This window comes from Actinocorallia aurea (assembly GCF_054783995.1).
Window position 1 is genome coordinate 1244512 of record NZ_BAAGPQ010000002.1, and the last position, 24755, is coordinate 1269266.

The 24755-nt window shown below is 70.6% G+C and carries 28 protein-coding genes; 5 read left to right on the top strand and 23 right to left on the bottom strand.

The window, feature by feature from the left end:
* Nucleotides 1-84: 84 nt before the first annotated feature.
* The gene (locus tag ACYVOM_RS06000; RefSeq protein ID WP_460302197.1) at nt 85-1272 is read left to right on the top strand and encodes an MFS transporter; all 1188 of its coding nucleotides are present in this window, start codon (nt 85-87) and stop codon (nt 1270-1272) included.
* On the opposite strand, the gene ACYVOM_RS06005 is transcribed toward ACYVOM_RS06000, so the two are convergent.
* The 7 genes from ACYVOM_RS06005 to ACYVOM_RS06035 all read right to left on the bottom strand — a co-directional run bounded on the left by ACYVOM_RS06005 (nt 1269) and on the right by ACYVOM_RS06035 (nt 8503).
* Complete coding sequence (locus ACYVOM_RS06005) at nt 1269-2708, bottom strand: sensor histidine kinase (RefSeq protein WP_460302198.1); 1440 nt, start codon at nt 2706-2708, stop codon at nt 1269-1271. The genes ACYVOM_RS06000 and ACYVOM_RS06005 overlap by 4 nt on opposite strands.
* A 67-nt stretch (nt 2709-2775) precedes the next feature.
* Nucleotides 2776-3921, bottom strand: coding sequence for a methyltransferase (locus ACYVOM_RS06010; protein ID WP_460302199.1), 1146 nt, complete (start codon nt 3919-3921; stop codon nt 2776-2778).
* 158 nt (nt 3922-4079) lie between these two features.
* On the bottom strand, nt 4080-4796 hold the full coding sequence (locus ACYVOM_RS06015; RefSeq protein WP_460302200.1) for an ABC transporter permease: 717 nt from the start codon (nt 4794-4796) through the stop codon (nt 4080-4082).
* Entirely contained in the window at nt 4793-5704 is a 912-nt protein-coding gene (locus ACYVOM_RS06020; protein WP_460302201.1) for an ABC transporter ATP-binding protein, read from the bottom strand. Before ACYVOM_RS06020 ends, ACYVOM_RS06015 begins: the two co-directional genes overlap by 4 nt.
* Nucleotides 5704-6630 (bottom strand): ABC transporter permease, encoded by a 927-nt coding sequence (locus ACYVOM_RS06025; protein ID WP_460302202.1) that lies wholly within the window; start codon nt 6628-6630, stop codon nt 5704-5706. Before ACYVOM_RS06025 ends, ACYVOM_RS06020 begins: the two co-directional genes overlap by 1 nt.
* Complete coding sequence (locus ACYVOM_RS06030) at nt 6627-7520, bottom strand: ABC transporter ATP-binding protein (RefSeq protein ID WP_460302203.1); 894 nt, start codon at nt 7518-7520, stop codon at nt 6627-6629. Before ACYVOM_RS06030 ends, ACYVOM_RS06025 begins: the two co-directional genes overlap by 4 nt.
* A 32-nt stretch (nt 7521-7552) precedes the next feature.
* Nucleotides 7553-8503 carry a DUF389 domain-containing protein gene (locus tag ACYVOM_RS06035; protein ID WP_460302204.1) on the bottom strand — a complete coding sequence of 317 codons (951 nt, stop codon included), beginning with the start codon at nt 8501-8503 and terminating at the stop codon, nt 7553-7555.
* Between the two features lie 94 nt (nt 8504-8597).
* Here ACYVOM_RS06035 and ACYVOM_RS06040 point away from each other — a divergent pair, with 94 nt between their 5' ends.
* Nucleotides 8598-9233, top strand: a complete 636-nt coding sequence (locus tag ACYVOM_RS06040; RefSeq protein WP_460302205.1) for an HNH endonuclease family protein — start codon at nt 8598-8600, stop codon at nt 9231-9233.
* Nucleotides 9234-9236: 3 nt separating this feature from the next.
* Here ACYVOM_RS06040 and ACYVOM_RS06045 read toward each other — a convergent pair whose 3' ends face one another.
* The 4 genes from ACYVOM_RS06045 to rplM form a co-directional block, all read right to left on the bottom strand.
* A complete protein-coding gene (locus ACYVOM_RS06045) occupies nt 9237-9539 on the bottom strand; it encodes a hypothetical protein (protein ID WP_460302206.1) in 303 nt (100 codons plus the stop codon).
* Nucleotides 9540-9831: 292 nt separating this feature from the next.
* Entirely contained in the window at nt 9832-11172 is a 1341-nt protein-coding gene (glmM, locus tag ACYVOM_RS06050) for a phosphoglucosamine mutase (RefSeq protein WP_460302207.1), read from the bottom strand.
* Between the two features lie 131 nt (nt 11173-11303).
* On the bottom strand, nt 11304-11804 hold the full coding sequence (gene rpsI / locus ACYVOM_RS06055) for a 30S ribosomal protein S9 (protein ID WP_460302208.1): 501 nt from the start codon (nt 11802-11804) through the stop codon (nt 11304-11306).
* Between the two features lie 110 nt (nt 11805-11914).
* Entirely contained in the window at nt 11915-12358 is a 444-nt protein-coding gene (gene rplM, locus ACYVOM_RS06060; protein ID WP_460302360.1) for a 50S ribosomal protein L13, read from the bottom strand.
* A 347-nt stretch (nt 12359-12705) separates the two neighbouring features.
* On the opposite strand from rplM, the gene ACYVOM_RS06065 reads away from it, so the two are divergent.
* Entirely contained in the window at nt 12706-14382 is a 1677-nt protein-coding gene (locus ACYVOM_RS06065) for a hypothetical protein (protein WP_460302209.1), read from the top strand.
* Nucleotides 14383-14466: 84 nt separating this feature from the next.
* Nucleotides 14467-15690, top strand: coding sequence for a hypothetical protein (locus tag ACYVOM_RS06070; RefSeq protein ID WP_460302210.1), 1224 nt, complete (start codon nt 14467-14469; stop codon nt 15688-15690).
* 13 nt (nt 15691-15703) lie between these two features.
* On the opposite strand, the gene truA is transcribed toward ACYVOM_RS06070, so the two are convergent.
* From truA to infA, 8 genes are all read right to left on the bottom strand, one after another.
* A complete protein-coding gene (truA, locus tag ACYVOM_RS06075; RefSeq protein WP_460302211.1) occupies nt 15704-16591 on the bottom strand; it encodes a tRNA pseudouridine(38-40) synthase TruA in 888 nt (295 codons plus the stop codon).
* Between the two features lie 106 nt (nt 16592-16697).
* Nucleotides 16698-17219, bottom strand: coding sequence for a 50S ribosomal protein L17 (gene rplQ / locus ACYVOM_RS06080; RefSeq protein ID WP_460302212.1), 522 nt, complete (start codon nt 17217-17219; stop codon nt 16698-16700).
* Nucleotides 17220-17272: 53 nt separating this feature from the next.
* Nucleotides 17273-18289, bottom strand: coding sequence for a DNA-directed RNA polymerase subunit alpha (locus tag ACYVOM_RS06085; RefSeq protein ID WP_460302213.1), 1017 nt, complete (start codon nt 18287-18289; stop codon nt 17273-17275).
* 110 nt (nt 18290-18399) lie between these two features.
* Nucleotides 18400-19026, bottom strand: coding sequence for a 30S ribosomal protein S4 (gene rpsD / locus ACYVOM_RS06090; RefSeq protein WP_460302214.1), 627 nt, complete (start codon nt 19024-19026; stop codon nt 18400-18402).
* A 16-nt stretch (nt 19027-19042) separates the two neighbouring features.
* On the bottom strand, nt 19043-19447 hold the full coding sequence (gene rpsK, locus ACYVOM_RS06095) for a 30S ribosomal protein S11 (protein ID WP_230615089.1): 405 nt from the start codon (nt 19445-19447) through the stop codon (nt 19043-19045).
* A 67-nt stretch (nt 19448-19514) separates the two neighbouring features.
* On the bottom strand, nt 19515-19895 hold the full coding sequence (gene rpsM, locus ACYVOM_RS06100) for a 30S ribosomal protein S13 (RefSeq protein ID WP_230615091.1): 381 nt from the start codon (nt 19893-19895) through the stop codon (nt 19515-19517).
* A gap of 171 nt (nt 19896-20066) precedes the next feature.
* The gene (gene rpmJ, locus ACYVOM_RS06105) at nt 20067-20180 is read right to left on the bottom strand and encodes a 50S ribosomal protein L36 (protein ID WP_106402415.1); all 114 of its coding nucleotides are present in this window, start codon (nt 20178-20180) and stop codon (nt 20067-20069) included.
* 67 nt (nt 20181-20247) lie between these two features.
* The gene (gene infA, locus ACYVOM_RS06110; RefSeq protein ID WP_123670005.1) at nt 20248-20469 is read right to left on the bottom strand and encodes a translation initiation factor IF-1; all 222 of its coding nucleotides are present in this window, start codon (nt 20467-20469) and stop codon (nt 20248-20250) included.
* Nucleotides 20470-20806: 337 nt separating this feature from the next.
* Here infA and ACYVOM_RS06115 point away from each other — a divergent pair, with 337 nt between their 5' ends.
* A complete protein-coding gene (locus ACYVOM_RS06115) occupies nt 20807-21352 on the top strand; it encodes a hypothetical protein (protein WP_460302215.1) in 546 nt (181 codons plus the stop codon).
* A gap of 6 nt (nt 21353-21358) precedes the next feature.
* Here the strand turns inward: ACYVOM_RS06115 and ACYVOM_RS06120 are convergent, their stop codons facing one another.
* The 4 genes from ACYVOM_RS06120 to secY are packed head-to-tail and all read right to left on the bottom strand — an operon-like array spanning nt 21359 to nt 24628.
* Nucleotides 21359-21802, bottom strand: a complete 444-nt coding sequence (locus tag ACYVOM_RS06120) for a DUF1707 domain-containing protein (protein ID WP_460302216.1) — start codon at nt 21800-21802, stop codon at nt 21359-21361.
* A 43-nt stretch (nt 21803-21845) separates the two neighbouring features.
* A complete protein-coding gene (gene map, locus ACYVOM_RS06125; protein ID WP_460302217.1) occupies nt 21846-22661 on the bottom strand; it encodes a type I methionyl aminopeptidase in 816 nt (271 codons plus the stop codon).
* 27 nt (nt 22662-22688) lie between these two features.
* Complete coding sequence (locus ACYVOM_RS06130) at nt 22689-23330, bottom strand: adenylate kinase (RefSeq protein ID WP_460302218.1); 642 nt, start codon at nt 23328-23330, stop codon at nt 22689-22691.
* Nucleotides 23330-24628, bottom strand: coding sequence for a preprotein translocase subunit SecY (secY, locus tag ACYVOM_RS06135; protein ID WP_460302361.1), 1299 nt, complete (start codon nt 24626-24628; stop codon nt 23330-23332). The genes ACYVOM_RS06130 and secY overlap by 1 nt, the downstream gene beginning before the upstream one ends.
* Nucleotides 24629-24755: the final 127 nt, after the last annotated feature.

The window sequence follows — 24755 nt, forward strand, 5'->3', positions numbered from 1 at the left end:
CCGTCGCTCGGCGGCCGGGCGCGGGAGAGCCGGGGGGCGGGGCCGCTGGTCGCAAATTCATCCAATCATTCTATGATTGCCCCTATGACGCTCGCCACCCCCCTGCGCCGCGCCTCCGCGGCGGGACCCGTCACCGCCCTGATCCTGCTCGTGTCGCTGAACCTCCGGCCGGGCGCCACGACCGTCGGGCCCCTCCTGCCCGAGATCAGGGCCGACATCGGGCTGAACGGCTTCACCGCGGGGCTGCTCACCGCGCTGCCCCCGCTGTGCTTCGCCGCCTTCGGGCCGCTCGCGCCGCGCGTCGCGCGCAGGTTCGGCGCGGCCGGGGCGCTGGGCGCCGGAATGCTCATGCTCGCCGCCGGGCTCGCGGCCCGCGCGCTGGCCGGCGACACGTGGGTGTTCCTGCTGTGCACCGTGCTCGCGCTGGGCGGGATCGCCATGGGCAACGTGCTGATGCCGTCCGTGGTCAAGCGCGAGTTCCCCGAGAAGACCGGCCTGATGACGGGCGTCTACACGACGGTCCTGACCATCGGCGCGACCGTGGGGGCCGCGGCCGCCGTGCCGGTCGCGCACGCGTTCGGATCGTGGCGGAGCGGCCTGGCCGTCTGGGCGGTGCTCGCGGTGCTCGCCCTGATCACCGCGGTGCGCTGCCGGGGGGTGACCGCCCGGTCCGGCGACGGCGCTCGCACGCTGCCGCCCCTGTGGCGCAGCCGGACGGCCTGGGGCCTCGCGGTGTTCTTCATGGTGAACGCGACCGCGGCCTACTTCACGATGGGCTGGATGCCGCAGATCTACCGGGACGCCGGGTTCTCGCCGAGCACCGCGGGCCTTCTGCTCGCCCTGTGCATCGCGATAGGCATCCCGTTCGCTTTCGTCATGCCGGTGCTCGCCACCCGGCGGCCCGACCAGCGACTCCTGGTGGCGGTGCTCCTCGGCACGGGGTTCCTCGCGTACAGCGGCCTCGCCTTCTGGCCCGCGACGATGCCGTGGCTGTGGGCCCTGCTCGCGGGCGTCTCCCAGTCGGCCTTCCCGCTGGCCCTCGCGCTCATCGGCCTGCGGGCGCGGACTCACGAGGGCGTCACGCTGCTGTCGTCGTTCGCCCAGAGCACCGGCTACCTCTGCGCGGTGCCCGGGCCGGTCATCATGGGCGTCCTCTACCAGTGGACGGGCGGCTGGGTCGCCCCGCTGCTGTTCCTGATGGCGCTGCTGGTGCCCGCGCTCGTCGGCGGGCTGCGGGCGGCGTCCGCGCACGTGCTGGAAGACGAGCTCTAGGCCTCCGACAGCGCCTCGGACGCCGCCTGGGGCGGCGCCTCGGCGAGCGGGAGTCGCATCTCGAACCGGCCGCCCGGCCCGTCCACGACGCTCAGGGTGCCGCCGTAGTTGTGGGCGATCTCACGGGCGATGGGCAGGCCGAGGCCCGTGCCTCCGGAGTCGAGCTCGCGGGACTCCTTGAGTCGGGCGAACCGCTCGAAGATCCGTTCCCGGTGCTCCTCGGGCACGCCGGACCCGTCGTCGTAGACCCCGAGGACCACGTCGGAGCCGTCGACCCGCACCTGGACGTCGACGACCTTCGTCCCGTGCCGTTCGGCGTTGGCGAGCAGGTTCTCCAGCACCCGGCCCAGGCGCAGCCTGCTGCCCCGGACCCAGGCCCCGCGGGCGAGGTCGGCGGCGATCGGAAGCCGGTCGGTCATCCGCTGGCCGAGTTCGTCGGCGACGACCGCACCCAGGTCGAGGGTCTCGGTGGGAGGGGCCGAGCCGGCCTCCAGCCGGGCGAGCTCCAGCAGGTCCTCGACGATCGCGCTGAGCCGCTCGACGTCGTGGACGGCCTCATGGACCGCCTCCTTCCAGGGGTAGTCCTCCTCTTCCATGTCCAGGACCTCCAGCCGGGTGAGGAGGCCCGCGATGGGGTTGCGCAGGTCGTGGGAGGCCTCGGCGACGAACCTGCGCTGCCGGTCCGTCGCCTGCTCCAGCCGCCCGAGCGTCGCGTTGACGGTCTCGGCGAGCCGCTGCACCTCTCCCCCACCGCTGTAGTGCACCGGGATGCGCCGGGAGAGGTCTGAGGCGGTGATGTCGGCCATCTCGCCGGTGATCTCCTCGACCGGTCTGAAAGCCGCGCCGATAGCCGTCCAGATGCCGAGGCCCAGGATGGAGATGAGGGCGAGCAGGAGGATCACCGCCCGGGCGCCGACCGAGGACCCGTCCCTCCCGAGGAGGCTGGGCAGCTCCACGGCCGCGTAGACGGTGACGGGCTGACCGTAGGCCGACTCCGCGACGTGGAATCCGACGACGTACAGGCAGTGGCGGAAGTCCTCGGGGCATGCCGTGGTGTCGATCCTGATGTCGTCGGGATCGGCGGGCCGGGCGGTGGACAGCGGGGGGTCGCCGAGGAGGGGCCGGCTCGCCGCCAGGACCGTCCCGTCGGCGCCGACGATCTGGACGAGGTCGCTGTGGGTCTTGCCCGCCGACGGGATGGGGTTGCCGAGACGCTCGCCGACGATCTTGAAAGAAAGCGAGCGGGCGGTGCGCGAGGCGGTCACCGCGGCCTCCGCGGCGGCCTGCTGGCGGATCAGTGCGAGCACGAGGAGCACGCAGATCGACAGGACGACCGCGGCGACGCCCACCGCGATCGCCGTGACCCGGCCGCGCACGGAATGGAACGCCCGCGCCCACACACGGGCGAGGCGTCCTCCCCTCTTGCGCCGGTTCACCCCACCCCCGATGTCTCGAACGGCACGAAACGAGGTGTACCCCCAGGTCAGGTGGGGGGAACCCGGGTCAGCGGCGGCGGACGGCGCGCAGCACGGAGAACTTCGGGTTCGCCGCGGCGACGGAGCAGCCGCCGAAGATCCGCCGGAGGGTGGCGTGGTGGCCGAGGTGCCGGTTGGCGACGACCCACAGCTCTCCACCCGGAGCGAGCGCGCGGTGGGCGCCCGCGAACATCCGGCGGGCTGCTGCGTCGGTGGTGGCCTGGTGGGAGTGGAAGGGCGGGTTGGTGAGGACGAGGTCGCACGAGCCGGGCGCGATGTCGCCGATCCCGTCGGCGGCGGTGAAGACGCCCCCGGTGGCGCCGTTGGCGGCGAAGGTGGCGCGGGCGGAGGCGACCGCGGCGTAGGACTCGTCGGTGCAGACGACCTCGGCGTCGGGATGGGTGAGCGCGGCGGCCAGGCCGAGGACGCCGTTCCCGCAGCCGAGGTCGACGATCCGGCGGGCGCCGGGCACGGCGGGCAGGTGCTGGAGCAGGAACCGGGTGCCGATGTCGAGGCGGTCGGCGCAGAAGACGCCCGCGTGGTTGACGGCGGTCCGGCCGGAGACGGGCCCGGCATCGCCGTCGAGGGTGTGGATGAGCGGCCAGGGGTCGGGGCCGGGGTCCAGGGAGGGGTCGTACTCGGTGAGGATCAGCCTGGCCTTGCGCTCGGCGAGCGAGGTGCGGGTCGGGCCGATGATCTGCTCGAACAGGCGCAGGGTGGAGGTGTGGATCTCCTTGACCATGCCGGTGCCGATGATCACGGCGCCGGGCGACAGGGCCGGGCGCAGCGCGTGCAGGCCGTGTTCCAGGGCGGCGAGGCTCTTGGGCACCCGGACGAGCAGCGTGCCCGCCTTGGCGGGCAGGGGGTCGCCGGGGGTGCGGAAGGAGACGGCGTCCGGGTCGACCCCGTTGCGGGCGAGGTTGGCCAGGGCGGCGCGGTGGCCGAGGAAGGAGTCGGTGAGCGAGACCGGCCGCTCGGCGGCGAGGGCCGTCGCGAGGGCGCCCCAGCGGTCGCCGAAGAGGACGACCTCGCCTTCGGGTGAGATCTCCCTTTCCGCGAGGTGGCGCAGCAGATACTCGTCCGCGGCGTCCCAGGCCCGCAGGGGATCGCGTTCGTCTTCGGGGTACCGGCCGAGGTCCAGCTCGCCCCGGGCCGTCTTCAGCCGCTCCAGCACCGGCCCAGGGTAGCCGTCCGCCAGCGGTGGACGTTCTCCGCGGTCCGCCGTGCACGCCCGGCCCGAGGCGATGCGCCCGCGAGCCCGCCGGCTGCTGAACGCGCGAGGGCCCCGTGCCGCGGATCACGGCACGGGGCCCTCGGGGCAGCGCCCGTTTGTTAGTCGGCGGAGGCCAGGGTCAGGGTGCGGAGCCTGGACACCGCGAAGGCCAGCGCCACTGCCGTGGTGATCGCCGACAGGACCAGGCCCGTGGTGACCGACGAGCCGATGTCGATGGTCGTGGCGGAGGTCAGGGCGTCCACGGTCGACAGGCCCCAGCTCTGGACGGACAGGTTGCGGGAGCCCGCGACGAAGCCGCCGATCATGGATTCCCAGACCAGGGCGTAGATGAGCCCGATGGTGACGGCGTTGCGGCTCACCACCGCCAGCGCCAGGAACACCGCGGCGTAGACCACGCCGCTCTGCAGGACGCCGACGGCGAACGCCCACGGGACGTCCGAGCCAGGGCCGAGCATCAGCACGCCTGCCAGCCACACGGGCACGGCGGCGAACGCGGCGAGGAGGCCGACCGCGCACACGTACTTGGTGAGCACCACCGACGTGCGCGGGATCGGCTTGGTGAGCACGTACATGATCTGGCCCTCGTCGATCTCCGGGCCGATGACGCCCGTCCCGATGATCAGCGCGAGCAGCGGCAGCAGCACCACGACCCCGAACGCGTGCAGCACGTCCGTGCTGGTCTGCAGGTTGTCGTAGCCGGTGACCGCCAATCCCACCGCCAGCGCCAGCAGGACCAGGGGCAGCAGGAACAGCAGGATCGCGCGGCGGCGTCCGAGCATCCCCCGCAGGGTCAGCGCGACGATCGTAAGGTTCATCTCTCCACCAGGTAGCTGAAGACGCTTTCGAGGGACTCGTCCGAGGGCGAGACCTCGTGCAGGCGGACGCCGGACTCCTTGGCCAGCCTGGGCAGGAGGCGGGTGAAGCGGGCGAAGTCGCCGACCTCGATCTCCAGGCCCTGGTCGGTGACCCGGACCGCGGTCGCCGAGGCGTCGGCGATCACCGCGGTGGCGAGCGCCCGGTCGTCGGAGGAGCGCAGCGAGAACACGTGCGCCCGGTCGGTCATCAGCCGGCGGATCTCGCGGAAGTCGCCGGACGCCGCGTGCCGTCCGGCGACGACGACCTCGATGTGGGTCGCGAGCCGCTCGACCTCCTCCAGGATGTGCGAGCTGAACAGGATCGTGCGCCCCTGGTCGGCCATGTTCCGGATGAGGTCCATGAGCTGGAGCCGCTGGCGCGGGTCCATCCCGTTGAACGGCTCGTCGAGCAGCAGCACCGCCGGGTCGTGCACCAGGGCCGAGGCCATCTTGATGCGCTGCTTCATGCCCTTGGAGTAGTTGCCGATCTGACGGTCGGCGGCGTAGTCCATCTCCACGAGGCCGATCGCCCGCGCGGCCGCGGCCTTCGGGTCGGGGAGCTTGTGCAGCCTGGCCATGGCGAGGATGAACTGCGCGCCGGTGAGGAAGTCGTAGGCGCTCTCCCGCTCGGGCACCAGGCCGATGTGCCGGTACACCTCGGGGTTGCCCCAGATGTCCTGGCCGTCGATCTTCAGCGCGCCCGTCGACGGGCCGAGGAAGCCGCCCATCATGTGGATGAGCGTGGACTTGCCCGCGCCGTTCGGGCCGAGCAGGCCGGTGACGCCCGGCCCGATCGTCATGGTGATCCCGTTGACGGCGACGACGTTGCCGTACCAGCGCGAGACGTTCTCCACGGTGATGACGGCCATCAGACGCCCGCCTTCCGGAACCGGGCGTGCAGCGCGGCCAGCGAACCGGCGACGACGAGCACGCAGAACAGCGGGAAGACGACGACGGCGCCGTCCGGTGGGGGCCAGACGATCGGGGCCTCGGCGGCGCCGAACACCGACACCTGGGTGCCGTAGACGAGCTTGACCGGGGTGAACAGGTTCATCCAGCCGGCGAGGTCGTAGGCGCCGCGCGAGTCGGCGACGCCCTGCACGATCCCGACGAGCGCGTTGGACATCAGGTAGAGCGCGACGACGGCGGCGACGCCGAAGCCGCGCCGCGGCGTGTAGGCCGCGACGAGCAGCGCGAACGAGGACAGGACCAGGGCCAGCAGCACCGCGCCCACCAGGGCGAGCGCCCACTGTCCGGTGACCTCGGCGGCGGAGGCGATGTCGTCGGTGCCGCCGATGGCCCCCGCCTGCGCGGCGGCGTCGACGATGCTCGACCGGGTGAGGAGGAACCCGACGTACATGAGGGTCATGGGCAGCGCGGTCAGCAGCGTCAGCGCCGTGGCGAACGCGCCGAACTTGGCGAGGACGAAGTCGCGCGGCCCGATCGGCCGCGAGAAGTACAGGGGGACGACCCGGAACCGGATCTCCCGGGACGCCGCCACCGGGGCCTGCGCGGCGAGGAAGATCGCGATGAGCGGCTGGAAGCCGTAGCCGTAGGCCTCGATCGGCACGATGAACTCGGCCTCGTGCACGACCGCCTTGATGACGACGTCGGCGAGCGCGGGCAGCATCAGCATGGCCGCCAGCGCGAAGGGGATGATCTTGGCCTTGGCGCCGCGGCCGAACCCGAACACGGTGCGGAGGTTGTGCACGTACAGCGCCCGGACGGTCTGCGCATGGCTCTGGCGGGGGCCGTCGTAGTGGCGGTACCCGATGTCGTGGATGGCGGTGCTCATCGCTGGAACACCTCCTCGATGTGGTGGCGCGCCTGCTCCATCCGGATGAGCGCGAGGTCAAGGTCGACGACGCCGTCGCGGATCACGTCGTAGGTCTCCTCGCCGTCGATGCGCACCACGAGCGTGCGGCCCTCGGGCCGTGCCTCGAGGCCGCGTTCGGCGAGGCGGGCGCCGAGTTCGTCGCGGCCCTCCTCGACCTCGACGACGAGCATGCCGCTGGTCTCGGTGAACGACGCGACGGCCGACGAGCGCAGCAGCCTGCCGCCGTCGATGATCACGACGTCGTCGCAGATCCGCTCCAGCTCGCCGAGCAGGTGGGAGGTGACCAGGACGCTGATGCCGAACTCCGCGCCGATCCGCCGGATCAGGCCGAGCATCTCGTCGCGGCCGCGGGGGTCGAGGCCGTTCGTGGGCTCGTCGAGGAAGACGAGGCGCGGGTCGTGCACGAGCGCCTGGGCGAGCTTCACCTTCTGCCGCATGCCCGTGGAGTAGCCGCCGATCGGGCGGTACCGCTCCTCGTACAGGCCGACGTGGCGGAGCACGTCGGCGGCGCGCTCACGGGCGGCCGACGCCGGCAGCCCGGACATCCGGGCCATGTGGACGACGAACTCGGTGGCGGACACGTCGGGGGGAAGGCACTCGTACTCGGGCATGAAGCCGACGAGGCCGCGGATCTCCGCGCCGCCCGTCGCGATGTCGTGGCCGAGCACCTCGGCGGCTCCGGACGTCGGCTTCTGCAGGCCGAGCAGGATCCTGATGAGGGTCGACTTGCCCGCTCCGTTCGCGCCGACGAGCCCGGTGACGCCGGGTTCGACGCCGACGCTGAGCGATTCCAGCGCGGTCACGCCGGGGAACCTCATCGTGAGGTCCCGGGTGGTGATGATGGGCATAAGGGAAGGCTAGGGCTGGTCGGGCGATTGCGTCATCCCTCCTTGGAACGACCCCGCCCCCTCCTTAGTACCAGTCTCCAGCACAGCCACTGGACCACGAACGTCACGATGCCGGCGAGGACCATCCCGGCGATGTTCACCGCGAGCTGGAGGACCGACCCGCGCACCTCCGAATAGTGCCCGAGCGCGAGCGCCACGGCGAGGTTGCCCGCGGCCGGGACCGTTGTGACCGAGATGAACACGCCGACCAGCGCCTCGGCCTTGCCCGACGTCAGCGACAGCACCCCGGCGATGCCGGCGAGGATCGCGACGAGGAACGACCACCGGTCCGGGCTGTAGATGAAGCCGGTGAGCGGGCGGCTCGCGGGCAGCTCGGCAAGGTCGAGGAAGCCGGTGGCGCGGCCGAGCCTGGTGCACAGGTACGTCCCCGCGATGGCGAGCGCGAAGCCCAGGAGAAGCGTCGTCGAGGCGTCGCGCAGCAGCCGCCACCGGAAGGTCAGCAGCGCGAACGCGATCGCGGCGATCGGCACGAACTCGGGGCCGAGCACCATCGCGCCGACGACGAGGATCGGCGAGTCGAGCAGGGCGGCGACCCCGGCGAGGAGGGTGGCGAGGACGAGGAACGCCCCGAACGTCCAGGTGAGCTGGGAGCCTTCCTGGAGGTGCCGGTAGACCTGGTCCCACACCACCGCGTCGGATCCGTGGCCGGGCGCGCGCGCCTCGGCCTCCTCCGCGGCGTCGGAGAGCGCGAGGTCCACCTCGGTGGCCGAGATCGAGCCGGCCTGGGCGATGCCGCGGGCCTTGAGCCCGCCCAGGACGTCGTCGGCGGCCTCACGGGCCACGTCGCACGTGACGAGGTCGCCCGACGGCACCCGGGCCGCGTCGGGCAGCACGACGACGTTGGTGACCCCGACGTGCAGGGCGAGTTCCGCCACGACCGCCTCGGTCCGGTCCGGGGGCACGATCGCGCGCACATGCAGCATGCGGCCCATGCTGCCGCAGACGCCGCCGCACGCGTAATCTGACAATTCCCCCGAATCAGGGCTAATGCCCGCAGAAAACTGAAGAGGTGGCCCCATGCTCCGCATGGCCCTCGCCGCGGTGTGCGCAGGTCTCGCCCTGACCTCCTGCACGGTCTCCGCCGGCTCCCCCGACCGCGAACCCGCCGACGCCGACGGATCCGGCCTCGCCTCCGTCGAGCGCCTGCGCGTCGCGAAGGAGACCGACGACGGCTCCTACGAGCGCGAGGCCTTCGGCAGCTCCTGGAAGGACGTCGACGGCAACGGCTGCGACACCCGCAACGACGTCCTCGCCCGCGACCTCGCCGACGTGGACAAGCGCGACGACTGCGTCGTGCTGTCCGGCGTCCTGAAGGACGACCCTTACGGCGACGGATCCATCGACTTCGACCGCTCGCGCCCGACCGAGGTCCAGATCGACCACCTCTATCCGCTCGCCCTCGCGTGGCGCATGGGGGCGTCGGACTGGGACAAGGCGCGCCGGGAGGAGTTCGCCAACGACCCGCGCAACCTGCTGGCCGTCGGCGGCCGGGCCAACCAGCGCAAGGGCGACTCCGGCCCCGAGGAGTGGCAGCCCCCGCAGGACTTCCGTTGCGAGTACGCGCAGGGGTTCGTGAAGGTCGCGCTCGCCTACGACCTGCCCGTGACGGCAGCCGCCGAGGACGGCCTCACCGCGATGCTGAAGACCTGCTGAACCTCACGGCACGGCGAGCCCGCGCCGCGCGACCCGGCACCATGGACCGTTCCCCTCCTCCGTACGCCTCGCCTTGATCGCGACGCTGAGCAGCGTCACCACCAGCTTCACGTCGTTCTCCCCGTTCAGCAGCACCCGGATCGCGGGGCCGTCGGGGACGATGCGTCCCGCGCACTCCAGCGCGGGGCGGATCCGGTCGACGCTCGCACGGCCGACCAGCAGCTCGGCGTCGTCGTCGTGCAGGTGGGCCACCTGGCCGCCGTCGACGGAGAGGGCGACGCCCACCCCGCAGTCGGCACGTTCCACTCGCAGATGGGGCCAGGAACGGGTCAGCGAGATGACTCGCTGGGAGAAGGGACTTTCCGCGCGGGCGTCGTCCATGGGGCCATCGTCACCCGGCCCGGCGGTTCCCCGGAACCAGGCACACCCAAATCGTTATCGCCGGATTCGGCGAATGTTCAGCCGACCTCGCACCATCGCAATTCTCATCTGCGCGGGTGTTATGGAAGGCACGCGGGAATGCCCGCGAGGCGCCGACCGAAACCACGCCTCGCGGCGGGGCCGAGCGGACGGCGCCGCCGCCCGCTCCCCCGCGGCCTCACAGGTGCGTCCGGACCGCCTCGGCCAGGCGCTCGGCGACGGTGTGCGCCTGCTCCTCGGCGGCGGCCTCCACCATCACCCGGACCATCGGCTCGGTGCCCGAAGGCCGGATGAGCACCCGGCCCGAGTCGCCCAGCTCCGCCTCGGCCGCGGCGACGGCGGCGGCCAGCTCCGGCGACGTCGCCGCGCGCTCCTTGGCCACCCCCCGCACGTTGATGAGGACCTGCGGCAGCCGCGTCATGCACTTGGCCAGCTCGTCCAGCGGACGGCCCCGGCGGGCCACCGCGGCGAGAAGGTGCAGCCCGGTGAGCACTCCGTCGCCCGTCGTCCCGTGCTCCAGCATGATCACGTGGCCGGACTGCTCGCCGCCGAAGCCGAACGCCCCCTCGCGCATCGCCTCCAGCACGTACCTGTCGCCGACCGCGGTCTCCACGACCGTCAGGCCCTGCTCGCGCAACGCGATCTTGAACCCGAGGTTCGACATGACCGTCGCGACGACCGTGGCCTCCGGCAGCCGGCCCGCGTCGTGCAGCTCCAGCGCGAGGATCGCCATGATCTGGTCGCCGTCGACGTCCTCGCCCGACGCGGTCACCGCGAGGCACCGGTCGGCGTCCCCGTCGAAGGCGAGGCCCGCGTGGGCGTCGTGCGCCACGACCGCGGCGCGCAGCGCCTCCAGGTGGGTCGAGCCGACCCCGTCGTTGATGTTGAGGCCGTCCGGCTCCGCGCCGATCGCGACGACCTCCGCGCCCGCGCGGCGCAGCAGGTCCGGCGCGAGGCCCGCCGCGGCGCCGTGCGCGCAGTCCACGACCACGCGCAGCCCGGCCAGGGACACCCCGAGCGTCGAAAGGAGGTGGTCGGCGTAGCGCGACAGCTCGCCGGCGGCCTCGCGGACCCGGCCCACGCCGCCGCCCGTCGGGCCCTGCCAGTCCTCGCCGAGCCGCGCCTCGATCCTGTCCTCGATCTCGTCGGCCAGCTTGAAGCCGCTGCGGTCGAAGAACTTGATCCCGTTGTCGGGCGCCGGGTTGTGCGACGCCGAAAGCATCACGCCGAGATCCGCGCCCAGCTCACGCGTCAGATAGGCGACCGCGGGGGTCGGCAGCACTCCCAGGCGCAGCACGTCCACACCGGCGCTCGCCAGGCCCGCCACGACCGCGGCCTCAAGGAACTCACCGGAAGCACGCGGGTCCCTGCCCACGACGGCCACCGGGCGATGCCCTTCGAACGCGCCCGCGTCGCCCAGCACCCGCGCCGCCGCGATGGAAAGATCCACCGCCAGCCGTGCGGTCAGGTCCCGGTTCGCCAGCCCGCGCACCCCGTCGGTTCCGAACAGCCGACCCACGTCAAGATCACCCTCAATCCCTGGATAGATAGACAGAAGCGGCGGACACCACGTACACCTTCGTGCATCGTGATGTCCGCCGCTCTGCGACACAAGCCGCGCTAAGCGAACCCGTCGAGCAGCTTGCGGGATTAGCGCTTGCTGTACTGCGGAGCCTTGCGGGCCTTCTTGAGACCGGCCTTCTTGCGTTCCTTGGCCCGCGGGTCACGGGTGAGGAAGCCGGCCTTCTTCAGCGCCGGGCGGTTGTCCGGGTCCGAGAGCTGAAGCGCCCGGGAGATCCCCATGCGCAGGGCGCCGGCCTGACCCGTGACACCGCCGCCGTGGACGCGCGCGATGACGTCCCACTGGCCCTCGAGGCCGAGCGTGACGAAGGGCTCGTTGATGAGCTGCTGGTGCACCTTGTTGGGGAAGTACCCCTCAAGGGTGCGGCCGTTGACGGTCCAGTTGCCCGAACCGGGGACGATGCGCACGCGGGCGATCGCCTCCTTGCGGCGGCCGGTCGCGGAGGCGGGGCCGGTCGCGGCGGGCACCCGCACGACGACTTCCTCGATCTCGGCGGACTCGGTGGTGTACTCGGACGGGGCGTCCTCGATGTCGAACTCGGTCGACTCGGTCTCGGTGGTCTCAGCCACTGTGTTCCGTTCTCCTGTCTGGTCTTCTAACCGGGGCGGCGGACCCTGCCTAAGCTCTCAGGGCGCCCCAGCGGCCTCTTTTTCGATGCGGGGGCTGGCGTAAGCCAGACCTACTGGGCGATCTGCGCGATCTCGAACGGCACCGGCTGCTGAGCCGAGTGCGGGTGGTTCGGACCGGCGTAGACCTTGACCTTGCCGAACTGGGCGCGGCCCAGCTTGGTCTTCGGCAGCATGCCCTTGATCGCCTTCTCGACGGCGCGCTCCGGGAACTTCTCGAGCAGGTCCTTGTAGGCGAGGGCCCGCAGACCACCCGGGTAACCCGAGTGACGGTAGGCCTTCTTCTGCTCGAGCTTCTTGCCCGAGAGCGCGATCTTGTCGGCGTTGACGATGATGACGAAGTCACCGGTGTCAACGTGCGGCGCGTAGATCGGCTTGTGCTTGCCCCGAAGCAGGACCGCGACCTGGCTGGCGAGGCGGCCCAGCACGACATCGGTCGCGTCGATGACGTGCCACTGACGCTCCACGTCAGCGGGCTTAGGGGTGTACGTGCGCACGGCGTAAGCCTTCTTTTTGTCGACTGTCGGAATCGGCCCTTCAGACGTTCCGTACCGTCCATGCTCGGCGGCGGAAGCCGCACCCTTGCGCATGGCCGTACTTCAGACGGGCCTGTGCCGGATGTTTGAGACGCCGGAAGCGGCGGAGTTCCCACTCCTGATCTCTCAGGCGATCTCTCGGGAAAATCTCCGCCCTCTCAGGCAACCCGACACATACGAACGCTCAGCATATCCGAGCCCGGGAGCATGCGGCAAAGCGGCTGCGCACGGGCCTTGCGCCGTGTCATCGTGGAGTCAGCAGCCGGGCCGCAAGGGCAACTGACGATTCGACCGATAGGCTCAGCATCATGGGTTATCCGGGTGACAGCAACCAGCAAAGGGCGTCCTGGGACAGCGATCCGCTGGAAGCGGCCGAGGACGACTGGTCCCGCCACCCCTTGAGCGCCCCCGTCCCCCCGCAGCAGCCCCCGCTCCCCGAAGGCCAGGGCGAGGCCCCCGCGTCCTGGCACGGCCCGGAGGCCGCCGCCGGATGGGGCGGCGAGCAGACCGGCGGCGCCTGGCTGGAGGGCGCGGCCGCCCGTCCGCAGGGACCGCTGGACGACAGGCCCTGGCCCGAGGCCCCGCAGGGCGGCGTGCCCGAGAACCCGCTCGCCGCGCCCGCCGCCGGCTACGCCGACACCTGGCAGGCAGGCCCCGAAGCCTCCTTCGACGGCCCCAGTGGGCCGCAGCAGTCCCCCTGGCACGACGGCGTCGCCTCAGGCGAGATCCCGGTCGGCCCCGGCCCGTCCGGCGCACCCGCCGGGGGCTACGACAACCCGACCGTCGCCACCGCGCCGCCGTCGCCCGAAGGGGCCACCGGCACCTACGCGCTGCCGCAGTACGGGGAGCCCCAGCAGTACGGAGAACCTCAGCAGTACGACGAGCCTCAGTACCACGACCAGGAGTCGCATTCCGGGCCGTACCGGCAGCCCGCCGAGCACGATTTCCGGTACCCGCCCAACGCCTACCCCCGCGAACCCCACGCCGACCCCTACGCCGACGAGGCCCGCCACGACGCCGAGCGCTTCGGCGGCGGCGCCACCGCCAGCGGGAGCTACGAGGTCCCGCGCTACGACGCCGAGCACGCCTTCACCGGCGCGCAGGCCGTCCCGCCGCCCGCCGGCTGGGGCGAGCCGCAGATCGACACCTCGGTGCCCCCCGCCCGGCCCGCCCCCGCCTATGACCGCGGTGAGCAGTGGCAGCCCGAGGGCGCGCGCGAGGAGATCGGCAGCGAGCGCGGCGGAGGCGGAGGCGGCCGAAAAGGCCTGATCATCGCGGGCGCGCTCGTCGCCGCGGTGGCCGTCGCGGGCGTCGGCGCCTACGCGCTCACCCGCGGCGACGACTCCGCCGACAAGAACGTCCCGGTCGCCGGACAGAGCTCCGACGGAACCGCCCCCGAAGGGACGTCTTCGGCGGAGCCCTCCGTGCCGGCGGCCTCCGGCCTGCTGAAGAGCCGCAAGACCGACCCCAAGCCGCTCAAGCTGGGCGAGGTCTTCGCCAAGAAGAAGTTCACGGTCAAGGGCACCGCCTACGTGATGTCCATCCGCAAGTCCACCAAGGGCTGCGCCGACGCCGTGCACGGCACCGCGCTGCAGAGCGCCCTGAAGAAGGGCAAGTGCACCCAGTTCCTGCGGGCGACGTTCGCCACCAAGGACGGGCGCATGATCGGCACGATCGGCGTCGCCAACCTGGCCACCTCGCAGGCCGCGGCGAAGGCCGAGAAGGCCGCCAAGGACAAGGACGCCTACGTGGTGGCACTGCCCGGCAAGGGCGTCACCGCCAAGATCGGTCAGGGCGACGCGCTGGGCGCGGCCTGGACCGAGGGCCACTACCTGATCATGACGTGGGTGCAGGCGCCGGACGGCAAGCCCATCCCCGCCAAGAACCGCAAGCGGGCCCAGGTCTTCGCGCAGAGCACGGTGAACGGCAGCAATCTGGGTCCCGCCCTGCACTTCCGCGACTCCGCGGGCGAACCGTCCTCTTGACCAGCGAAGCGCGAATTGACCGGCGAAGCGCGAATTCCCGACGAACCCTCCGGATCTTCACCCCGTTGACTACCCTGTACGACCATGTCCGGTCCTGACGACACCCGGCGCGGGTCCGAGGCCGCGGAGGCTCCCCCGTCTCCTCCGGCCTCGACGCTCGAAGCCGACCCCGCCGAAGGTCCGCCCGCCGCCCCCTGGTGGGCACCGGTGATCCCCCCGGCCGAACCTCCCGCCGGGGCGCCGATCGGCGTCCTCGCAGCTCCCGTGCAGGGCGCCACCCAGTCCCCGGAGTCCTCCGGCGACTTCCTCACGGGCACGATCGTGCCCAAGAGCCCGGAGATCCCGCCCGCCGAGGCGACGATCACCGGCGAGATCCCGCGCAGGGTTCCGCCACCCGTGCCGCCGGCCGAGCCCGCCCCTGCCGTCTCCTCGGGCGGCACGACGGTCGTCGGACTGGCCTCCCGGCCTTCCGCGGCGCCGTCCGAGCACCCGGCGGACCCCGCGCCCTCTTTCTCCGTCCCCGAGCCCGCCCCCGCGGAACCCTCCGCCACGGAACCTCCCGCCGAGGCGGAAGCCCCGACGCCGTCACGGTCCGCCCGGCACGGGGCGCGCAGGCGCAGGCGGGCTCCCCTGTACGTCGCGCTCGCGCTCGTGCCCGCCCTCGCCATCGCGGCGCTCGCCTACGCGGTCCTCACCGACGACGGGCCGCCTCCCGCGGCGGCCGCCCCGACCGTCACCGCCACCGTGACGGCCTCCGCGCCCCAGCCGACGGAGACCCCCGCGTCGTCCGGGATCCCGTCGGTCGACACCGCCGACACCGACCCCGAGCCGCTCACCATGGGCGAGGTCTTCCCCACCCGGAAGGTCACCCTGGACGGCCGGGACTACGCCCTCGACCGCAAGTCGCTCAACCTCCGCTGCGACTACGCCGCCGCGGGGGCGATGGCCAAGTCGCTGATCAGGAACGACTGCCAGATGGTGGTCCGCTCCACGTTCGTCAGCGGCAACGGCAAGACCGGGATCACCGTCGGCGTCGTCGCGATGCCGACCAAGCGCGTCGCGATCACCGTCCAGAAGGGCGGCAGCCCCGCCCGCAAGGGCGAGTGGTTCACGGGGCTGCCCGGCAAGCGCACGAAGCAACTCGGCGCCTCAGGCGGCTACGCCGCCAGCACCACCTACGGCAGATACATCCTGTACGTCTACGTACGCCATCTGGAGGGCCGCAAGCCCGCGAAGGCAGACCTGGCCTTCGCCAAGGTCGCCACGGCCTTCATCGGCTACGTGGGGGCCCCGCTGCACGAGCGCTGATCCGGGCCCGCGCTCAGCCCGCGCCATGCGCCGCCGGCTCGGAGGGCGCGGGCCCGGAGGGCGCGGGCCGCTCCACCGGAGGCGCCAGCGTGCGGACCCTGCGGGTCTCCTGAGCCCTTGCGGCGAGCTTGCTGTTCTCCGGATAGACGATCTCCACGAGGGCGAGCCCGTGCGCGGGCGCCACCTTCACCGCGGAGTCCCGCACGCCCGCCAACAGCACCTCGGCGGGCCACTCGACGGGCTTGCGGCCGTCGCCCACCGACAGCAGCGCGCCCACCAGCGCCCGCACCATCGAGTGGCAGAAGGCGTCGGCCTCGACCGTCGCGACCGCGAGGCGCTCACCGCGCCGCTCCCACTCGTAGCGCAGCAGCCGCCGGATCGTGGTCGCGCCCTCGCGCTTGCGGCAGTAGGCCGCGAAGTCGTGCTCGCCGACGAGCAGGGCCGCCGCCGCGTTCATCCGGTCCACGTTCAGCGGCCTGGGGTGCCAGACGGTGTCGTGCCGGTCCAGCGGCGGCAGGCCGGTCGGCTCGTCGCTCACCCGGTACTCGTAGCGGCGCCGCAGGGCCGAGAAACGGGCGTCGAAGCCATCGGGCGCGAGCGTCACCGCGGTCACGCGCACGTCGGGCGGCAGCACCGCGGCCAGGCGCCGCGTCATCGCCCCGCTGATCTGCTGGTAGTTCGGGTACGGCACGACGACGTGCGCGACCTGCCCCGTCGCGTGCACGCCGGCGTCGGTGCGGCCCGCCACCGTCAGCACCGGCGGCGGGTCGAGCCGCATGATCTTGGCCAGGGCGTCCTCGACCGCCCCCTGGACGGTCCGCTGCTCGGGCTGCCTCGCCCAGCCCGCGAATTCCGAGCCGTCATAGGAGATGTCGAGCCGGAGCCTCACCAACGACGTCATGTCCCCGCTTCCCCGCAGTCCAGTGGTCACACTCAGTGTCTCAAACGACAACGGCCCGCCGTCCCCGAACGGGAACGACGGGCCGTTGGCAGAACCGGAACGACGCTTACTGGGCGTCGTCGGCCTTCTCCTCGGCGGCCTCGGTCGCCTCGGCCTCAGCGACCGGGGTCTCCTCGGCGGCGGTCTCGTCAGCAGTGTCCACTGCCTTCGGGTCCTCGACCTTCGGCTCCTCGACCGGCGCGCTGGTCTTGCGGACGGTGACGCCCGAGACCTGCTCGGCGACGAGCTCGATCACGGCCATCGGCGCGTTGTCGCCCTTGCGGGGGCCGATCTTGGTGATCCGGGTGTAGCCGCCGGGACGCTCCGCGAAGTGCGGGCCGATCTCGGTGAACAGCTTGTGCACCACGCCCTTGTCGCGGACGGTCTGCAGCACCAGGCGGCGGTTGGCGATGTCACCCTTCTTCGCCTTGGTGATCAGCTTCTCGGCCACGGGGCGAAGGCGGCGGGCCTTGGCCTCGGTGGTCGTGATGCGGCCGTGCTCGAAGAGCTGAGTCGCCAGGTTCGACAGGATCAGCTTCTCGTGGGCCGGGCTACCGCCGAGGCGGGCTCCCTTGGTGGGCCTGGGCATGGCACTTCCTTCCTGCTCCAGCCGTGTCAGGTACTGGAGTCAGCGATGATGAATTAGTACTGCTCGGTCTCGGCGAACGACTCGTCGTCCCCGTCGCCGTAGGCGTCGGCGGCGGCGGTCGGGTCGAATCCGGGCGGGGAGTCCTTGAGGGACAGCCCCATGTCGTGCAGCTTCTGCTTGACTTCCTCGATCGACTTGGCGCCGAAGTTGCGGATGTCGAGCAGGTCCTGCTCGGAGCGGGCCACGAGCTCGCCCACCGAGTGGATGCCCTCGCGCTTGAGGCAGTTGTAGGAGCGGACCGTGAGGTTCAGCTCCTCGATCGGCAGCGCCAGATCGGCCGCCAGCGCGGCGTCGGCCACGGACGGGCCCATGTCGATGCCCTCGGCCTCGACGTTGAGCTCACGGGCGAGGCCGAACAGCTCCATGAGGGTCTTGCCGGCCGACGCGACGGCGTCGCGCGGCAGCATGCAGTGCTTGGTCTCCACGTCGAGGATGAGGCGGTCGAAGTCGGTGCGCTGCTCGACTCGGGTGGCCTCGACCTTGTAGGTGACCTTCAGCACCGGGGAGTAGATGGAGTCGATCGGGATCCGGCCGATCTCCTGCCCCGGCTGCTTGTTCTGGGTCGCCGAGACGTAACCGCGGCCGCGCTCGACCGTCAGCTCCATCTCCAGCTTCGCCTTGCCGTTCAGCGTGGCGATCTTGAGGTCGGGGTTGTGCACCTCGACCCCGGCCGGCGGCGCGATGTCCGCGGCGGTGACGTCACCCGGGCCCTGCTTGCGCAGGTACATGACCACCGGCTCGTCGTGCTCGGAGGAGACGACCAGCTGCTTGAGGTTCAGGATGATGTCGGTGAGGTCCTCCTTGACGCCCGGCACGGTGGAGAACTCGTGCAGGACGCCCTCGACGCGGATGCTGGTGACAGCGGCGCCGGGGATGGAGGAAAGCAGCGTGCGACGCAGCGAGTTGCCGATGGTGTAGCCGAAGCCCGGCTCCAGCGGCTCGATGACGAAGCGGCTGCGGTAGTCGTCGACCTGCTCTTCGGTGAGAGCGGGGCGCTGTGCGATGAGCATGATGCCCACTTTCCGTCGGGCCGCCCGCTATTTGACGGCACTGACAACAACAGGGTGCCCCCGATAGGCGCCGAAGCACCTGTCGGGGGCGGTGAGATCTCCCGAAGGGATTACTTCGAGTAGAGCTCGACGATCAGCTGCTCCTGGACCTGCGTGTCGATCTGCTGACGGACCGGCACGGAGTGCACCAGGATGCGCATCTGGTCCGAGAGCACCGAGATCCACGCGGGGACCTGGTGCGCCTCGGCCTCGGCGCGGGCGACGACGAACGGCGTCATCTCGACCGACTTGGCGCGCACCTCGATGATGTCCTTCTCGGACACGAGGAACGACGGGATGTTGACCCGCTTGCCGTTCACGAGGATGTGGTTGTGGCGGATCGCCTGGCGCGCGGCGTCGCGCGACTTGGCGAAGCCGGCCCGGTAGACCACGTTGTCGAGGCGGCGCTCCAGCAGCGTGAGCAGGTTCTCACCCGTCTTGCCGCTCTTGCGGGTCGCCTCTTCGTAGTAGTTGCGGAACTGCTTCTCCAGCACGCCGTAGATACGGCGGGTCTTCTGCTTCTCGCGCAGCTGGAGCTGGTACTCGGACTCCTTGGTCCGACCGCGGCCGTGCTCACCCGGAGGGTAGGGCCGGCTCTCGATCGGGCACTTGGCGCCCAGGCACTTGCTGCCCTTCAGGAACAGCTTGGTCTTCTCCCGACGGCACAGCTTGCAGTCGGCACCGGTGTAACGAGCCATGTCTCTATCTCTCCGATCAGACCCGACGACGCTTCGGCGGGCGGCAGCCGTTGTGCGGCACGGGTGTGACGTCCTGGATCGAGCCGACCTCGAGGCCGGTGGCCTGGAGGGAGCGGATCGCGGTCTCGCGGCCGGAGCCCGGACCCTTCACGAAGACGTCGACCTTGCGCATGCCGTGCTCCATGGCGCGGCGGGCGGCGTTCTCGGCGGCCTGCTGCGCGGCGTACGGGGTGGACTTACGGGAGCCCTTGAAACCCACGTGGCCGGACGAGGCCCAGGAGATCACGTTCCCGTTGGGGTCGGTGATGGAGACGATGGTGTTGTTGAACGTGCTCTTGATGTGGGCGTGCCCGTGAGCGACGTTCTTCTTTTCCTTGCGGCGCAGCTTCTTGGCAGCGCCCTGGCGGCTCTTAGGAGGCATTGCTCTTCTTCACTCCAGAGGTCATCGGACCGGTCGTCGGCGGGGCGCGTTCTCGCGCCCCCAAGGCCTACTTCTTGCCGGCCTTCTTCTTGCCGGCGACGGTCTTCTTCTTGCCCTTGCGGGTGCGCGCGTTGGTCTGCGTGCGCTGACCGTGGACCGGGAGGCCCTTGCGGTGACGGATGCCCTGGTAGCACCCGATCTCGATCTTGCGGCGGATGTCGGCCTGCACCTCGCGGCGCAGGTCGCCCTCGATCTTGTAGTTCGCGTCGATGTACTCGCGCAGCGGGATCAGCTCGGCGTCGCTGAGCTGGTGCACCCGCAGGTCACCGGAGACACCGGTGGCGGCGAGGGTCTCGAGCGCACGGGTGCGACCGATGCCGTAGATGTAGGTCAGCGCGACCTCCAGGCGCTTTTCGCGCGGAAGGTCGACACCGGCGATGCGTGCCATCGGGCAGTGTCCTTTCGTTCAGGCGGAGGTCCTACCGACCGCGTCCCCGTCCCTGCCCAGGGCGGGCCCCGGCCTCCGACCGGGGGTCACTCGCCCGTATCCCCCGAGATCTCGGAGGACGTGGCGAACTGCGGCGGTTGTTGAGTTGTTGTGGAGCGCGTAGAGAGAGCCTCAGCCCTGACGCTGCTTGTGGCGCGGGTCCTGGCAGATCACCATGACGCGGCCGTGCCGACGGATGACGCGGCACTTGGAGCAGATCTTCTTGACGCTCGGCTTGACCTTCATGAGGGTCTCCTGACGTGTTCGCAGGGTCATTCCCGTCTGCCACGACGGAAAAGGCAACCCTTGTCGGTTACTTGTAGCGGTAGACGATCCGGCCGCGAGTCAGGTCGTAGGGAGAGAGCTCCACAACAACCCGGTCATCGGGGAGGATTCGGATGTAGTGCATCCGCATCTTGCCGCTGATATGCGCGAGGACCTTGTGCCCGTTGTCCAGTTCCACCCGGAACATGGCGTTCGGGAGAGACTCGACGACAACGCCCTCGATCTCGATGGCGCCTTCCTTCTTGGCCATGACCTCCGCGCTTCGCTGCTCGGTTTCGTCTGTTCCCCGCGTCGACACACGCCCGCGACCGTACGAGACGGCGGCGGGTGGTGTTCCTCGCGGAGAAGTCCAGGACAGGCCCTCCGAGAGGAGGGACGTCCGCGACCCGAGCCACCCCATTCGCGACAACGTTCCCGGAACCGGAATTCCTTAGAACGCGTGTTCGATATGAGGGCACATGACGGGTCTGATACTGGACCGAATAGCGAGTCTACGCGACGCGCCCGAGAATGCGAAATCAGCGACCCGCCGCCCCGCTCGCCCCTACCGGCTTTCCCAGCGCGGGCCGGGCGGGTACGTTGCTCACATGGCGGCTTATGACTTCGAACTGGTCCTCAGCAGACCAGTCTTCGAGCATGAGCTGGACCCGCTCTTCGAACGGACCCAAGGGTACGTCACCGTCTCGTTCGTGAAGTCCTCCGCCGAGGTCACCGGACCGGCCAACGCCAGGTGCAGCTGGGAGGCTCCGTCCCTGGCCCAGGCCATGGTCGAGGTCGTCACCGAGGTCGAGGGCGCCGCGCCCGGCATCGTCGTGCGGCGCGTCGAGGCCGATCCGCTGCTGGCGCTGCGCGAGATCGCCGAGCGCGTGGGGCGGACCGTCGAGTCCGTCAGGTTGGCCTCCACCGGCCAGCGGGGCGCCGGCGGCTTCCCGCCACCCGAGCAACACCGGCTGTGGCGTTGGTCACTCATCTCCGCCTGGTACGGGATCGACGACCCCGCGCTGGACGAGGCCGCGCCGACCACCCGGGCCGTCAACGGCTGGCTCGCGCTGCGCGAGGTGGTGCCGGAGATCGCCCCCGACCCGCGCACGCTCGTCAAGGCGCTGACCCACGCGATCCGCGCGACCGCCTGAGGCGGCTCAGCCGTCGGAGCGTCCGCCGCCGAACAGCGTCTGCGCCAGCAGCACCGCGCCCCAGGGTCCGGCGACCCACAGGAACCAGGGGAAGCCGACGCCGCCGGCGGCGATCGAGGCGATCAGCCAGATCGAGGCGAGGACCAGGTTCACCGAGACGTAGGTGGCCCATTCGGCGCGCAGTCCCTTGCCCGGGCGTGCGACCTCGCCGCCCTTGCGGGTGGCGACCGTCGTCTCCGAAGCGGGGATCGGGAGGTCGTACATGTCCTTGGCGGGCAGATCCGCGGTCAGCGTTTCAAGGTCGCCGAGCGTCTTCGCGGCGTACGCGCGCTCCAGGCGCTCGTTCAGCTCGTCGAGGTTCAGCCGGCCCTGGGCGTAGTTGTCCCGGAGGACCTCCGCGAACCGGTCACGGTCCCGGTCGGACGCCCGCATCTCCGGACTCGACGGCATCGCTGGTCACTTCCCTCGTAGGCCGGACCGCCCATGATCGGGCTCAGCCCAATTCTGCGATGCGCTCCCGCCACCCATCAAGTGCCGTCAGCACCTGGGGTCCCTGCGCGGTGATCGCCACCGTGTGCTCGAAGTGCGCCGAGGGGCTGCGGTCGGCGGTGACGACCGTCCAGCCGTCCTCCATCTCCTCGGTGTGCGGCTTGCCGAGGTTCACCATCGGCTCCACCGCGAACACCATGCCGGTGCCGAGCAGCATCCCGCTGCCCTTGCGCCCGACGTTGGCGATGAAGGGCTCCATGTGCATCTCGGTGCCGATGCCGTGCCCGCCGTAGCCCTCGACGATGCCGTAGCGGCCCTCAGAGCGCACGTAGGACTCGACGGCGTGCCCGATGTCGCCGAGGTGGCCGCCGACCTTGCAGGCCGCCATTCCGCGCCACAGCGACTCCTCGGTCACGTCGAGGAGCTTCTGGACGTCCGGGGCGATCTCGCCGACGGCGACGGTCACGGCAGCGTCGCCGTGCCAGCCGTCCACGATGGCGCCGCAGTCGATCGCGATCACGTCGCCCTCGCGCAGGACCTTGTCCGCGCGCGGGATGCAGTGCACGATCTCCTCGTTCACCGAGGTGCAGAGGGTGGCCGGGAAGGGGGTGATCGGCCCTGGTACGCCGATGAAGGATGGGACACCGCCGTTGCCGCGGATGTTGTCCTCGGCGATCCGGTCCAGGTCCAGCGTGCTGACTCCCGGCTTCACCGCCGCGGCGACCAGCGCGAGCGTCTCGCCCACCAGTCGCCCGGCGACCCGCATGAGCTCGATCTGCTCAGGAGTCTTGAGCTGGATGCGCGTCCGCCTTCTGAACACCCGTCCCCCCAACTGCCCTGCTCTCGGTTACGCGCGCAGCGCGCCGAGCGCGCGGGCGGTGACCTCTTCGACGGTCCCGGTGGCCTGAATGCCGACCAGGATCCCTTCCTTGTCGTAGAACTCCACGAGCGGCTCGGTCTGTTCCTTGTAGACCTCGAGCCGGTGCCGGACGACTTCTTCCTTGTCGTCGTCCCGCTGGAACAGCTGTCCGCCGCAGTCGTCGCAGATGTCGTCGCGACCCTGGTCGAACTCCACGTGCCAGATGCGGCCGCACTGGCCGCACGTCCGACGGCCCGACAGCCGCCGCACGACCTCTTCCTCGTCGACCTCGAGCTCCAGGACCTTGTCCAGGGCCAGGCCGCCGTCGGCGAGGATCGTGCGCAGCGTCTCGGCCTGCGGCACGTTGCGGGGGAAGCCGTCCAGCAGGAACCCACCGAGGGCGTCCGGCTGGGAGATGCGGTCGCGCACCATGGCGACCGTCACCTCGTCGGGGACGAGGTCGCCCTTGTCCATGTACTGCTTGGCGAGGACGCCGAGCTCGGTTCCGCCGCTCACATTGGCGCGGAAGATGTCACCTGTCGAGATCTTCGGGACCGACAGATGGGATGCGATGAACTGGGCCTGAGTTCCCTTGCCCGCTCCCGGGGGGCCCACGAGCACGATACGCACTAGCGGAGGAAACCTTCGTAACTACGCTGCTGGAGCTGAGATTCGATCTGCTTCACGGTGTCCAACCCAACGCCGACGATGATCAGGATGCTGGTGCCGCCGAAGGGGAAGTCGTTCGCCGCCTGGATCAGCGAGAACGCCACCAACGGAATGAGGGCGACCAGACCCAGGTAGAGCGCGCCGGGAGCGGTGATCCGCGTGAGCACGTAGTCGAGGTACTCGGCGGTGGGCCGCCCCGGACGGATACCCGGGATGAAACCACCGTACTTCTTCATGTTGTCGGCGACTTCAGTGGGGTTGAACGTGATGGCCACGTAGAAGTACGTGAAGAACACGATCAGGGCGAACGTGATGCCCATGTTCACCGGGTTGTCCTGCTGGAGGTACGGCAGGACCCACTTGCCGAGGAACTCGTTGTTCGGCCAGAGCTGACCGGCGAGCTGCGGGAGGTACAGCAGCGAGGAGGCGAAGATCACGGGGATGATGCCCGCCTGGTTGACCTTCAGCGGGATGTACGTCGAGGTGCCGCCGTACATGCGGCGGCCGACCATCCGCTTGGCGTACTGCACCGGGATGCGGCGCTGCGCCTGCTCGACGAAGACGACGGCGGCGACGATGGCCAGACCGATCAGGAGGACGATCGTGAAGACGAAGCCGCCCTTGGTCTGGAAGATGTTGATGAACTGCTGCGGGAACGAGGCGACGACCGTGGTGAAGATGAGGATCGACATGCCGTTGCCGATGCCGCGGTCGGTGATGAGCTCGCCCAGCCACATGATGACGCCGGTGCCGGCCGTCATCGTGATGACGATGGTGATGATCGTGAACAGCGAGGTGTCGTAGAGCACGTCCACCGACTGTCCACTGAACAGGTTCCCGGTCGAGGCCATGGCCACGATGCCCGTGGACTGGAGGATCGCCAGCGCGATCGTCAGGTACCGGGTGTACTGGGTGATCTTCGACGTGCCGGCCTGGCCCTCCTTCTTGAGGGCCTCCAGCCGTGGGATCACCACGGTGAGGAGCTGCAGGATGATGCTCGCGGTGATGTACGGCATGATGCCGAGCGCGAAGATCGACAGCTTGAGCAGCGCGCCGCCGCTGAAGAGGTTGATCAGCGAGTAGAGGCTCGCGTTGGCGCCGGACTCGGCCGCCTCGATCGCCTGCTGCACGGCCGGTACGTTCACACCGGGGGTCGGCAGCAGCGCGCCGATCCGGAAGATGACAATGATCGCCAATGTGAACAGTAGCTTTTTGCGCAGGTCGGGCGTCTTGAATGCCCTAACAACAGCGGTGAGCACCATTCCTCCTGCGCGTTTACGACCTGTTCCAGACGGCCTGGAGCCGCGATCCAACTTTGCTCTGGACCCCGGGTGGGGCCCGTCGAATGCTAACAGCAGACGAAGCCGGGGCCGACCCTCCAACGAT

Excerpts from the sequence above, each read along its gene's own strand:
- ACYVOM_RS06000 (WP_460302197.1), top strand. The coding sequence starts at position 85 with ATGACGCTCGCCACCCCCCTGCGCCGCGCCTCCGCGGCGGGACCCGTC.
- ACYVOM_RS06115 (WP_460302215.1), top strand. The coding sequence starts at position 20,807 with ATGGCGGCTTATGACTTCGAACTGGTCCTCAGCAGACCAGTCTTCGAG.
- ACYVOM_RS06025 (WP_460302202.1), bottom strand. The coding sequence starts at position 6,630 with ATGAGCACCGCCATCCACGACATCGGGTACCGCCACTACGACGGCCCC.
- rpsD (WP_460302214.1), bottom strand. The coding sequence starts at position 19,026 with ATGGCTCGTTACACCGGTGCCGACTGCAAGCTGTGCCGTCGGGAGAAG.
- ACYVOM_RS06120 (WP_460302216.1), bottom strand. The coding sequence starts at position 21,802 with ATGCCGTCGAGTCCGGAGATGCGGGCGTCCGACCGGGACCGTGACCGG.
- rpmJ (WP_106402415.1), bottom strand. The coding sequence starts at position 20,180 with ATGAAGGTCAAGCCGAGCGTCAAGAAGATCTGCTCCAAGTGCCGCGTC.
- ACYVOM_RS06065 (WP_460302209.1), top strand. The coding sequence starts at position 12,706 with ATGGGTTATCCGGGTGACAGCAACCAGCAAAGGGCGTCCTGGGACAGC.
- rplQ (WP_460302212.1), bottom strand. The coding sequence starts at position 17,219 with ATGCCCAGGCCCACCAAGGGAGCCCGCCTCGGCGGTAGCCCGGCCCAC.
- truA (WP_460302211.1), bottom strand. The coding sequence starts at position 16,591 with ATGACGTCGTTGGTGAGGCTCCGGCTCGACATCTCCTATGACGGCTCG.
- ACYVOM_RS06085 (WP_460302213.1), bottom strand. The coding sequence starts at position 18,289 with ATGCTCATCGCACAGCGCCCCGCTCTCACCGAAGAGCAGGTCGACGAC.
- infA (WP_123670005.1), bottom strand. The coding sequence starts at position 20,469 with ATGGCCAAGAAGGAAGGCGCCATCGAGATCGAGGGCGTTGTCGTCGAG.
- rpsK (WP_230615089.1), bottom strand. The coding sequence starts at position 19,447 with ATGCCTCCTAAGAGCCGCCAGGGCGCTGCCAAGAAGCTGCGCCGCAAG.
- ACYVOM_RS06030 (WP_460302203.1), bottom strand. The coding sequence starts at position 7,520 with ATGCCCATCATCACCACCCGGGACCTCACGATGAGGTTCCCCGGCGTG.
- ACYVOM_RS06015 (WP_460302200.1), bottom strand. The coding sequence starts at position 4,796 with ATGAACCTTACGATCGTCGCGCTGACCCTGCGGGGGATGCTCGGACGC.
- rpsM (WP_230615091.1), bottom strand. The coding sequence starts at position 19,895 with ATGGCACGCATCGCCGGTGTCGACCTTCCGCGCGAAAAGCGCCTGGAG.
- ACYVOM_RS06020 (WP_460302201.1), bottom strand. The coding sequence starts at position 5,704 with ATGGCCGTCATCACCGTGGAGAACGTCTCGCGCTGGTACGGCAACGTC.
- ACYVOM_RS06070 (WP_460302210.1), top strand. The coding sequence starts at position 14,467 with ATGTCCGGTCCTGACGACACCCGGCGCGGGTCCGAGGCCGCGGAGGCT.
- ACYVOM_RS06035 (WP_460302204.1), bottom strand. The coding sequence starts at position 8,503 with ATGCTGCATGTGCGCGCGATCGTGCCCCCGGACCGGACCGAGGCGGTC.
- ACYVOM_RS06040 (WP_460302205.1), top strand. The coding sequence starts at position 8,598 with ATGCTCCGCATGGCCCTCGCCGCGGTGTGCGCAGGTCTCGCCCTGACC.